The 7,789-nt window shown below is 69.6% G+C and carries 11 protein-coding genes; 2 read left to right on the top strand and 9 right to left on the bottom strand.

Translation table 11 applies throughout. From position 1 onward, the window contains the following. From AQJ27_RS58430 to AQJ27_RS03785, 5 genes are all read right to left on the bottom strand, one after another. Nucleotides 1-337 (bottom strand): ABC transporter substrate-binding protein (locus AQJ27_RS58430; RefSeq protein ID WP_244313861.1); only part of this gene is annotated, 337 nt, incomplete at its 3' end. Between the two features lie 187 nt (nt 338-524). Next, a complete protein-coding gene (locus AQJ27_RS03800; protein ID WP_067361537.1) occupies nt 525-1,460 on the bottom strand; it encodes a PDR/VanB family oxidoreductase in 936 nt (311 codons plus the stop codon). Then, nucleotides 1,457-1,648, bottom strand: coding sequence for a hypothetical protein (locus AQJ27_RS03795; protein ID WP_067361534.1), 192 nt, complete (start codon nt 1,646-1,648; stop codon nt 1,457-1,459). Before AQJ27_RS03795 ends, AQJ27_RS03800 begins: the two co-directional genes overlap by 4 nt. After that, complete coding sequence (locus tag AQJ27_RS03790) at nt 1,645-2,709, bottom strand: aromatic ring-hydroxylating dioxygenase subunit alpha (RefSeq protein WP_067361530.1); 1,065 nt, start codon at nt 2,707-2,709, stop codon at nt 1,645-1,647. The genes AQJ27_RS03795 and AQJ27_RS03790 overlap by 4 nt, the downstream gene beginning before the upstream one ends. A gap of 232 nt (nt 2,710-2,941) precedes the next feature. Beyond that, nucleotides 2,942-3,838, bottom strand: a complete 897-nt coding sequence (locus AQJ27_RS03785; protein ID WP_067361528.1) for a helix-turn-helix transcriptional regulator — start codon at nt 3,836-3,838, stop codon at nt 2,942-2,944. A gap of 216 nt (nt 3,839-4,054) precedes the next feature. On the opposite strand from AQJ27_RS03785, the gene AQJ27_RS03780 reads away from it, so the two are divergent. Continuing rightward, nucleotides 4,055-4,381 carry a carboxymuconolactone decarboxylase family protein gene (locus tag AQJ27_RS03780; RefSeq protein ID WP_067361523.1) on the top strand — a complete coding sequence of 109 codons (327 nt, stop codon included), beginning with the start codon at nt 4,055-4,057 and terminating at the stop codon, nt 4,379-4,381. A 78-nt stretch (nt 4,382-4,459) separates the two neighbouring features. Continuing rightward, the gene (locus AQJ27_RS03775) at nt 4,460-4,867 is read left to right on the top strand and encodes a (R)-mandelonitrile lyase (RefSeq protein ID WP_067361518.1); all 408 of its coding nucleotides are present in this window, start codon (nt 4,460-4,462) and stop codon (nt 4,865-4,867) included. Nucleotides 4,868-5,052: 185 nt separating this feature from the next. On the opposite strand, the gene AQJ27_RS03770 is transcribed toward AQJ27_RS03775, so the two are convergent. From AQJ27_RS03770 to AQJ27_RS03755, 4 genes are all read right to left on the bottom strand, one after another. After that, nucleotides 5,053-5,364 carry a hypothetical protein gene (locus AQJ27_RS03770; RefSeq protein WP_067361512.1) on the bottom strand — a complete coding sequence of 104 codons (312 nt, stop codon included), beginning with the start codon at nt 5,362-5,364 and terminating at the stop codon, nt 5,053-5,055. A gap of 71 nt (nt 5,365-5,435) precedes the next feature. After that, the gene (locus tag AQJ27_RS03765) at nt 5,436-5,876 is read right to left on the bottom strand and encodes a hypothetical protein (RefSeq protein WP_067361507.1); all 441 of its coding nucleotides are present in this window, start codon (nt 5,874-5,876) and stop codon (nt 5,436-5,438) included. Next, the gene (locus AQJ27_RS03760) at nt 5,873-6,880 is read right to left on the bottom strand and encodes a metallophosphoesterase family protein (protein ID WP_067361504.1); all 1,008 of its coding nucleotides are present in this window, start codon (nt 6,878-6,880) and stop codon (nt 5,873-5,875) included. Before AQJ27_RS03760 ends, AQJ27_RS03765 begins: the two co-directional genes overlap by 4 nt. Next, nucleotides 6,877-7,173: a plastocyanin/azurin family copper-binding protein gene (locus tag AQJ27_RS03755; RefSeq protein ID WP_067361502.1), complete on the bottom strand. Its 297-nt coding sequence runs from the start codon at nt 7,171-7,173 to the stop codon at nt 6,877-6,879. The genes AQJ27_RS03760 and AQJ27_RS03755 overlap by 4 nt, the downstream gene beginning before the upstream one ends. Nucleotides 7,174-7,789 lie beyond the last annotated feature (616 nt).

Here is a 7,789-nt window from a genome sequence, read left to right as displayed (position 1 = left end):
CGGCCTTCACGGGCACGTTCTGGCTCTGGGCGATCATCAGCGAGGTCATGTTGCTGAACCCGAACTGGAACTGGCCGCTGACCACTCCCGGCACGATCGCCGCGCCGCCCTGCGCGGTCGTCATGGACAGCTTCAGGCCGCGCTTGCTGAAGAAGCCCTTCTGCTGGCCCAGGTAGAGGGGCGCGACATCGACGATGGGGATGACCCCGACCTTGACCGTGGTGGTACCGCCGGACGACGCGTTCTTGTCCGAGGCGCCACCGCCGCCGGACGAACCGCAGGCCGACGCGGCGACCAGAAAGGATCCGACCGCGAGACCGGCGAGCAGACGACGCATGGCTCCTCCTGTGCAGACGACATTGTTCCGACAGGCTGTGCGCGCACCGCAATGGGTGCTCAGCGGGAAGGTAGAGCCCTCGTACGGCGGGGTCAATGGCTTTGGCCAACAATATTGTTGACAGTTGGTGGGTCGAGTCTGCGCCGAGACGGACCTGCGCCGAGACGGGCCTCCGGGGCCCCGCGGCTCACAAGTCCAGCACGAGCCGCTTCCCGAGGCACCGGGAGACGCAGATCAGCATGGTCTCGCCCGTCTCCCGCTCCTCGTCCGTGAGCACCGAGTCCCGGTGGTCCGGGGTCCCTTCGAGGACATCCGTCTCGCAGGTCCCGCAGGTGCCCTCGGTGCAGGAGAAGAGCACTTCGACGCCCGCGCCGCGCACGGTGTCGAGCACGGAGACGTCCGCGGGGACGGTCAGCGTACGCCCGCTGCGCGCGAGCTCCACCTCGAACTCGCCGTCCCCGCCCGTCTCCTGGACCTTCGGCCGGAAACGCTCGACGCGCAGCAGCCCGGCGGGGCAGCGCGCCTCCACGGCGTCCAGCAGCGGGCCGGGACCGCAGCAGTAGACGAGCGTGCCCTCGGGGACGCCGGTCAGGACGGAGTCGAGGTCCAGCAGTCCGCACTCGTCCTGCGGAGCGACGGTCACCCGGTCCCCGTACCGCTCCAACTCTCCGGTGAACGCCATGGAGTCGCGGGTCCGCCCGCCGTACAGCAGCGTCCACTCGGCGCCCGCCGCCTGCGCCGCGGCGAGCATCGGCAGGATCGGGGTGATGCCGATGCCGCCCGCGACGAAGCGGTAGCGGGCGGCGGGCGCGAGCGCGAAGTGGTTGCGCGGGCCGCGGACCCGGACCTTGTCGCCCGCGCCCAACTGCTCGTGCACGTACGAGGATCCGCCGCGCCCGTCCGGTTCCCGCAGCACCGCGATCCGCCACGCCCGACGGTCCGCGGGATCCCCGCACAGCGAGTACTGCCGCTCGAGGCCGACCCCGAGCACGACGTCGACGTGGGCGCCGGGCTCCCAGGCGGGGAGTTCCTCGCCGAGCGGATGGCGCAGGGTGAGGGAGAGCACACCATCGGCGACGAACTCCCGCTCCTCCACGACGAGTTCAGCTTCGTAGGAGGTCATGATCCAAGCCCCCGTGACTCCTGGGGCCGATGTCCTTCGGGGTGGCCGAGCATCCACTCCCACATCTCGATCGGGTCCTGGGCGCTGTGTTCGGCACCGCAGTGACAGGTGCCGTGCAGCACGTCGGTGCCCGGGATCCAGTCGATGCGGTAGATCTCGCGGGGCGCGAAGCGGGGAGGCGTGGTCACAGGACCTTCTCCATCGGCTTGTCGCCCTCCTCGACCAGGCGGGCGAGGATGCGGCGGGCCGCGAGACCGCCGGTGTCGATGTTGATGCTCAGCTCCTGGTAGCCCGTCCGCTCGGTGCCGAGGGTCTTCTGCAACAGGTTGAGCGCGTCGACGTCCTGCATCACCACGGTGTGGTTGAAGTCCCGCAGGAACGTGGTGACTTCCTCGTCGCCCCTCGCGAAGTCCCGGGAGACCGCCCAGAAGTCGTAGACATGGCCGTCGCTCGACGGAGTGATCGCGTAGGTGATCTCGGTGTGGAAGCCGTTCGGGTCGCTGCCGTCCGCCTCGGGCAGCACCCCGACCGGGGCGATCCGGCTGTGCAGCAGATACAGGCACGGCGCGTGGTACTCGATGTCCTGCCAGCGGGTGATCCGGCCCTCGATGCCGGTCGAACGGGCGTAGAACGGCGGGCATTCGGCGTCGTCCATGTGCCGGCCGACCCGCACGATGCCCGCGCCCTCGTCGACCTCGGTGGTGATCGGCGTCTCGGCGACCTCGGGGGTGCCGATGTAACCGCCGTGCAGATACGTCTCGTGCGAGAGGTCGAGCAGATTGTCGACCAGCAGCCCGTAGTCGGCGTCGATGGGCTCCATGCCGCAGACGGTGGTCCAGTCCGGCGAGTCCATGTGCCGGGCGCGGGGGACGTCGTCCGGGTCGGCGAGCGCCGGGTCGCCGACCCAGACCCAGACGAACGAGTCCTGTTCGACGACGGGGTACGCGGCGACGCGGGCCGTGCGCGGTATGCGTTTCTGCCCCGGCACGTACACACAGCTGCCGGTCGTGTCGTACGTGAACCCGTGGTACCCGCACACGATCCGGTCGCCGTCGAGCCGGCTCTCCGAGAGCGGGAAGCGGCGGTGCACACACCGGTCCGCCAGCGCGACGGCCGTCCCGTCGTCCTCCGTCCGATAGAAGACGAGCGGTTCACCGAGGATCGTCCGCCCGAGCAACTCCCGGCCGACCTCGTGCGAGTAGGCGGCGACGTACCACTGGTTCCTGGCGAAGGCGGTCATGTGAGGCATGGCGTTCCCGTCCCTGTCGGCGGGGCGCCGTCGCCCCGCGTGCCGTGGTTGGGAACAGAGTCGTGAGGTGCGCGGTGGCTCGGCAAGGCGGCTTCTGTCAGGCGGAAGGGCTTCCGTGAAGAGGCTGGTCAGAGTGTTGGTCTGGCTTCCGTCGGTCATGGGGGCGGACGAGGTCGACCCGGCACCCGTGTGTGGGCTGTGCAACCGCCAGGGCGGCGTTGGAAGGCTCGCGCTATGCGCTCTGTTCGCCGCCGGCGGCCGCGGTGTCCGGTTGGCCGTCCTGGTCGAGGGTGGCGGCCCAGCTGGCGAGGAGTTTGAGGCTGTCGTGGGACGGGGTGCCGGGTTCGGCGCTGAGGGCGGTGAGGGTGAGGCCGGGTTCGGTGGGGATGGGCAGGGCCTCGAACGGGAGGGAGAGTTCGCCGACCGCGGGATGGTGGAAGTGCTTGACGCCGGTCTGGTGCAGTCGCACCTCGTGGGCGGCCCACAGGGTGCGGAACTTCTCGCTGCGGGTGGAGAGTTCGCCGACGAGGTCGGTCAGCTCCCGGTTGTACGGGTCGCGTCCCGCCTCGGTGCGCAGCAGCGCCACCGCTCTGGCCGCCTGGAACTCCAGCTGGGGCAGGAAGTCGGCCGCACCGGGGTTGAGGAACTCGTACCGCGCGAGGTTCACGGGCCGGGCCGGGTCGGCGAAGACCGGGTCGTACAGGGCGCGGCCGAGCCGGTTGGTGGCGAGGATGTCGAGGCGGCCGTTGCGGATCAAGGCCGGTGCCTCGGTCATCGCGTCGAGCAGGTGCTGAAGGCTGGGGCGGATGGGCTGGGAGGACCGGCGGCGGGGTGCGCGGCGGGTGCTGTTGGCGGTGCGGGCCAGGTCGTCGAGGTGGGCACGCTCGGCTTCGTCGAGCCGGAGGGCGCGGGCGAGGGAGTCGAGGACGGTCTCGGAGACGCCGGAGAGGTTGCCGCGCTCCAGGCGGGCGTAGTACTCGGCGCTGACGCCGGCGAGCAGTGCGACTTCTTCCCTGCGCAGCCCCTTGACGCGCCGGTTGCCGCCGTAGGCGGGCAGCCCCGCCTGCTGGGGCGTGATCTTGGCGCGACGGCTGGTCAGGAACTCGCGTACCTCGCTCCGGTTGTCCATGGCTTCGAGGCTACGTCGGCTTCCTCGGCGGTGTCTCCGGCGGTGGGGTGTACTGCCAGTACACGTATCAACGAGTTCTTCCACGCGCGTGTGACCTGCGGTTGCATCGGTTGTGGCGCAGGCTGCGCCGGCGCCGCCCCGCCGCCGGCGGAGCGATGAACGCCACCGAGACGCGTGGACATGTGGACACGTGGACACGTGGAAAGGACACGAACGATGACGGAGAAGACGACCCAGCCGGGTCCGCGGGAGCTGTTCGGGGACGTCGCTCCCGCGCTGGCCGCCTACAGCGAGGACGTGCTGTTCGGGCAGGCGTGGAAGAGCCCGGAGCTGTCGCCGAGGGACCGCAGCCTGGTGACCGTGGCCAGCCTCATCACCAGCGGCAGCAGCGAACAGCTCACCTTCCACCTCCCCCTGGCCCGGCAGAACGGCGTCACCGAGGCGGAACTCATCGAGACGATCACCCACATGGCGTTCTACGCCGGCTGGCCCAAGGCGATGTCCGCCCTGACCGTGGCCCGGGAAGTGTTCCGCGCGGCCTGACCCCGTCCCACCCGCGGGACCTCGTTCTCATCACCCACTCACGGCCGCCCTGCGACGGCCGACGCAAGGAGTACCACTGTGGAGATCCTCAAGAAGCCCGCGACCATGAAGCTGCCCGCCCAGTGGTTCACCGGCGACGCCTGGGCGGACGTGATCCACCGGGGCGAGGAGCCCTCCCGGGCGCGGGCCAACATGGTCCGCTTCGCCCCCGGTGCCCGCACCGCCTGGCACAGCCACAGCCTGGGCCAGACCCTGCACGTCGTGTCCGGAGTCGCCCTGATCGGCACCCGGGACGGAGTGATCATCGAGGCCCACCCGGGCGACACCATTGGCTGCCCGCCCGGCGAGGAGCACTGGCACGGCGCGACTCCGGACCAGTTCATGGAGCACATCGCCCTGTGGGAGGGCGACGAGGTCAACTGGCTGGAGCACGTCACCGACGCCGAGTACGACGGCCCGCGCACCAGCACCCGTACCTCGCACTGATCACAGCTGCCAGGAGCGTGAGCGTCGGCTGCGACCGAGGACGTCGCGGGCGGTGACCTCTACGTCCGCCCCTGCAACGGTCGGAACCTCCCGTGGACGCCCTTGGCCTTCAGCTCTCGGACGAGGAAGTGGCCGCGCTGCGGGCGCCGCACACCAACGTCGGACCTTCCTGGTTCCGACGCTGTTCAGAGAGTTGGTCCGAGGAAGCCGTTCGGTTGTTCCGGTCGGTTCGGTCGGTGGGGGAGCAGGGTGGCTCGCAGGTCGTTCTCGGTGATCTGGTCGGCGGGGCGGTGGAGTGTCCAGCGGTGGGCCTCGCCGTCCATCGGCACCACGGCGACGACGGTTGCCAGGGGTGGGCAGCCGGGTTCGCTGCAGGTGAGTTGGCGGATTATGACGGCGGTGTCGTCGTCCAGGCAGAGCAGGGTGCGCACGGCATCCTTCAGTTCGCGGAGGTGCGGGCTCGGCCCGGCGGTTCCTGGGCGCGGTTGCAGGTGCATGGGGGTACTCCTTGGTTCTGGGCCGTCCCGAGTCGGCTCTGGGCCGTCCCGAGCGGCTTGGACGTGGTGGTTCAGTTGGTGGCCCGCTCCCGGACGGGTGTCCTGACGGGTGTTCGGGCGGCGCGGTGTTGTCTTGTCACGGTCATCTGCCAGATCGACAGGAGCAGCAGCGTGCCGGTCTCGGTGAGGAGGCTGAGGAGGGCTTGCGGGGCAGGCTGCAGGCCGTGTTCGGTGAATCCGAAGACACCCACGGTGCGTGAGGCGATGAAGCCGGCGAGGGCGCCGAGCGTGACGCCGGCCGCGGCGGCCCTCAGAAGCAGGGGTGGTGTTCCCAACAGCAGCAGGGCGGCGAGGGCGAAGGAGGCGCTGGCCTGGAGCAGGAACAAGGGGCCGATGATGTGGACGAAGCGGTACTCGTCGACGTAGAGCCGGGCGTGTATGTATCCGCCGGCGGCGAGGGTGGCGGCGCTCGCCGATCGCAGGGTGGGGGCGAGGAGTCTTTGGGTGTTCATGCCAGCCTCTGATCCTTGACGGCCAGCTCGCGGTCGCCCTGGCGGTAGCCGACGGTGCGGATGCCGAGTGCGGCCTTGAGCTGCCGGGCGGGGACGACCTGCGGAGTGGGGGCGGGGGCGCGGCCCGGTTTGGGCAGGGGGTAGGCGGTGGTGGTGGCGGAGTGGAAGGTGATGTTGCCGTCTGTCTTGGTGAAGAGCTGGTGGACGTGCCCGTTGAGACAGGTGACGGAGGAGAAGCGGCGCAGGAGGGCGATGACCTTGAGGGCGTCGTCGGTGCTCCAGCCCCACCGCGGGTACATGGCGAACAGCGGGATGTGACTGAAGACCACGATGGGGGTGTCCGACGACAGTCCGGCGATGTCCTTGCGGACGAAGTCGATCTGGTCGTTGCCGAGATGGCCGAGCTTCTCCAGGCTCAGCGTGTTGACCAGGGCGATGAAGTGCACGCCGTGGGTGTCGAAGCTGTACCAGCCGTCGCCGAGCGTGCCCATGCCGAAGGTCTTCCGGTAGGCGCGGCCCGCATCGCCGATGGAGTCGTGCTCGCCCGGCACGGTGAAGACACGGTCTGTCTGCATACCGGTCAGCATCTGCTTGACCTGGTCGAACTGGCCGGCCGTGGACAGGTGGGTCAGGTCGCCGCTGTGCATGACGAAGTCGGGTCGGAATCCGAGCGAGTTGACCTGGTTGATCGCTTCGGTGAATGAGCCGACCACGTCCGTGTTCGCCGGGCCCTGGAACCCGATATGGCTGTCGGAGACCTGGACGAACCGCAGCGAGCTGTTCGCCGCTTCGGTGGCGCCGACGGCGGCCATGGAGTTGGAGTTGGTCTCCCGGGAGTCGGCGATGCGGCTGATCACCTCTCCACTGGCCACGGTCAGTACCACGGCGCCGCCGAACCACCCCGCGTGGCGCATGAGTTGGCGCCGGGACATGCCGTGCTCCGTGGCGGGCTGCTCGGTATTGTCGGCCGGTGCGCTGTCGTGACTGTCGTCGTAGCCGGTCATCGGGTCACCTCCACGGTGGCGGTCATGAACGGATGGATGGTGCAGAGGTAGGAGTACGTGCCGGGCTTGGTGAACGTGTAGCTGTAGGTCGCGTGGGTGTTCAGGGCTGCCGAACGCAACGGGCCGCCCGATCCCGTGCTGGTGACGGTGTGGGCATCGGTGTCCTGATTGGTCCAGGTCACCGTCGTGCCCACTTTGACCTTGAGCGTGGCCGGGGCGAACGCGAAGTTCTTGATCGCCACGGCGTCCCCGCTCACCGGTGCGGCCGCCGCGCCCGTGCTCGGGGGGCTCATGGGCATGCTCATGCTGGGCATGGGCATGGGCGCGGGTGAGGTGCCGGGAGCGGAGGCCGCCGTGTTCCCCGGTCCGACGGCACCGGGCATCCCGGCCATCTGGTGCTGACCCGGACCGGGTGTGATGGCGTCGGCTCCGGTGGACGAGGAATGCGGCGACTGGCCGCATGCGCTGAGGAGTCCCAACGCGACGGCGGTGGCGACGGCAGGACCGGCCGCGAGGCGTGATCGTCGGCCTGGTGTACGAAAGTTCAGGTACATGGTGTGCGTTCCTCACTGATCAAGGCAGCTGTGCATCCGCCCTTGCGTGCCGCGAAGTCGCCGGTGACATGCGGCAGTTCCTCATCCGGGGCCGCAAGTGGCGCGTCGTGCGCGTCGAGCGCGTCGAGCGCTCCGCAGGACCGTTGTCGTCGTGTGAGCCGGGCGAGTGTGGCCGGCGCCCTGAGTGGGTGCGCCGCGTAAATCGGCTCTTGTATGGCTTCACGGGCGGCGGGGGCGCTTGGTTCGGTAGATATGTACATTTTATGACGCTTCTTGGCGATCGCCGAAGATCGGTCAGTCCGGGCGCCCCGCTCGCGTGGTCCTGGTGGTCGCGTCGGACGCGGCAGGAGCGTGC

The organism is Streptomyces olivochromogenes (assembly GCF_001514115.1).
GTDB classification, from domain to species: Bacteria; Actinomycetota; Actinomycetes; order Streptomycetales; family Streptomycetaceae; genus Streptomyces; species Streptomyces olivochromogenes.
The sequence above is the reverse complement of the archived record's forward strand: the minus strand, read 5'-3'. Positions and strand labels throughout refer to the sequence as shown.

Bases quoted from the DNA above. Each gene is read 5' to 3' on its own strand.
- AQJ27_RS03800 (WP_067361537.1), bottom strand. From the start codon at position 1,460: ATGACCTCCTACGAAGCTGAACTCGTCGTGGAGGAGCGGGAGTTCGTC.
- AQJ27_RS03790 (WP_067361530.1), bottom strand. From the start codon at position 2,709: ATGCCTCACATGACCGCCTTCGCCAGGAACCAGTGGTACGTCGCCGCC.
- AQJ27_RS03785 (WP_067361528.1), bottom strand. From the start codon at position 3,838: ATGGACAACCGGAGCGAGGTACGCGAGTTCCTGACCAGCCGTCGCGCC.
- AQJ27_RS03780 (WP_067361523.1), top strand. From the start codon at position 4,055: ATGACGGAGAAGACGACCCAGCCGGGTCCGCGGGAGCTGTTCGGGGAC.
- AQJ27_RS03770 (WP_067361512.1), bottom strand. From the start codon at position 5,364: ATGCACCTGCAACCGCGCCCAGGAACCGCCGGGCCGAGCCCGCACCTC.
- AQJ27_RS03765 (WP_067361507.1), bottom strand. From the start codon at position 5,876: ATGAACACCCAAAGACTCCTCGCCCCCACCCTGCGATCGGCGAGCGCC.
- AQJ27_RS03760 (WP_067361504.1), bottom strand. From the start codon at position 6,880: ATGACCGGCTACGACGACAGTCACGACAGCGCACCGGCCGACAATACC.
- AQJ27_RS03755 (WP_067361502.1), bottom strand. From the start codon at position 7,173: ATGAGCCCCCCGAGCACGGGCGCGGCGGCCGCACCGGTGAGCGGGGAC.